Annotated in this window: 2 protein-coding genes and 1 pseudogene; all 3 read left to right on the forward strand. The window is 64.5% G+C overall.

Annotated features, from left to right (window positions below; genetic code table 11):
* Positions 1 to 178 (forward strand): annotated as a pseudogene (locus ACRDU5_RS13735) (acetyl-CoA C-acetyltransferase); the annotation flags it as partial.
* A complete protein-coding gene (locus ACRDU5_RS13740; RefSeq protein WP_526615121.1) occupies positions 175 to 975 on the forward strand; it encodes an enoyl-CoA hydratase/isomerase family protein in 801 nt (266 codons plus the stop codon). The pseudogene ACRDU5_RS13735 and the gene ACRDU5_RS13740, both read left to right, overlap by 4 nt.
* 8 nt (positions 976 to 983) lie before the next feature.
* Positions 984 to 1,605: acyl-CoA dehydrogenase family protein (locus ACRDU5_RS13745; protein WP_526615122.1), on the forward strand; the 622-nt coding region annotated here is incomplete at its 3' end.

The following is a 1,605-nucleotide window of genomic DNA, read 5'->3' on the forward strand; positions in this document are numbered from 1 at the left end:
GAAGAAGCTCAACCCCAACGGCGGCGCGATCGCGCTCGGCCACCCGCTCGGCGGTTCCGGTGCCCGCATCATGACCACGATGCTGTACCACATGCGGGACAAGGGAATTCAGTACGGCCTGCAGACCATGTGTGAGGGCGGCGGCCAGGCCAACGCCACCATCATCGAGCTGTTGTGACGGACACCGTGACCGGACCCGCGGCGCTGGCCGAGCGCCGCGGCAACGTCATGGTCATCACGATCAACCGGCCCGAGGCGCGCAACGCCATCAACGCCGCGGTCAGCGTCGCCGTCGGTGACGCGATCGAGGAGGCCCAGCAGGACCCGGATGTCCGCGCCGTGGTGATCACCGGCGCCGGCGACAAGTCCTTCTGCGCGGGAGTCGATCTCAAGGCACTCGCCAAGGGCGAGAACGTGATGCATCCGGACCACCCGAAGTGGGGCTTCGCCGGATATGTGCGCCACTTCGTCGACAAGCCGACCATCGCCGCGGTCAACGGCGCCGCATTGGGCGGCGGAACCGAACTGGCGCTGGCCAGCGATCTGGTTGTCGCCCGAGAAGGCGCGAAATTCGGATTGCCCGAAGTGAAGCGGGGCCTCATCGCCGCCGCCGGCGGGGTGTTCCGACTCGTCGAGCAGCTGCCGCGCAAGGTGGCGTTGGAGTTGATGTTCACCGGTGAGCCGATGTCGGCGGCCGACGCGTTGAAGTGGGGACTCATCAATCAGGTGGTGCCCGACGGCACCGAACTGGATGCTGCACTCACGCTTGCCGATCGGATCACGGTCAACGCACCGCTGGCGGTCCAGGCGAGCAAGCGAGTGGCCGTCGGCGTCGACGAGCGAGTCATCACGGACGACGAGGCGGGCTGGTCGAGGACCATGCGAGAGGTCCTCGAACTGATGAAGTCCGAAGATGCGAAAGAAGGACCGCTGGCGTTCACGGAGAAGCGCCAACCCGTATGGAAAGCAAAGTAGGAACGCTGATGAAGCGACAGATATTCGAACTTGAGCACGAACAGCTGCGCGAGACCGCCAAGCAGTTCATCGAACGCGAACTCGTACCCAACGCCGAGAAGTGGGAGCAAGAGCGCATCGTGGACCGGTCGGCGTATCTGGCAGCCGGCAAGTATGGGCTGATCGGGTTCAACATGCCAGAGGAGTACGGCGGCGGGGGAGTCGACGACTTCAGGTTCAATGCCGTGATCGATGAGGAGATGGCCAAGGCCGGCGTGCCCGGCCCCGCGCTGAGCCTGCACAACGACATTGTCAGCCTTTACTTCAGGGACCTGGGCAACGAAGAGCAGAAGAAACGGTGGCTGCCCGGCATCGCCAGCGGCGAGCTGATCGTCGCCATTGCGATGACCGAACCGGGAGCGGGCAGCGACCTGGCGGGTATTCGCACGACGGCGGTTCACGACGGTGACGACTGGATTGTGAACGGCTCCAAGACCTTCATCTCGTCGGGCATAAACAGCGATCTCGTCATCGTGGTGTGTCGCACCGATCCCGAAGCGGGGCACAAGGGCTTCACGCTCCTTGTGGTGGAGCGCGACATGGAGGGTTTCACCCGCGGGCGCAAGCTGGACAAGATGGGTCTGCATGCCC

The sequence above is a fragment of the Mycobacterium sp. genome (genome assembly GCF_050701515.1).
GTDB lineage: Bacteria > Actinomycetota > Actinomycetes > Mycobacteriales > Mycobacteriaceae > Mycobacterium.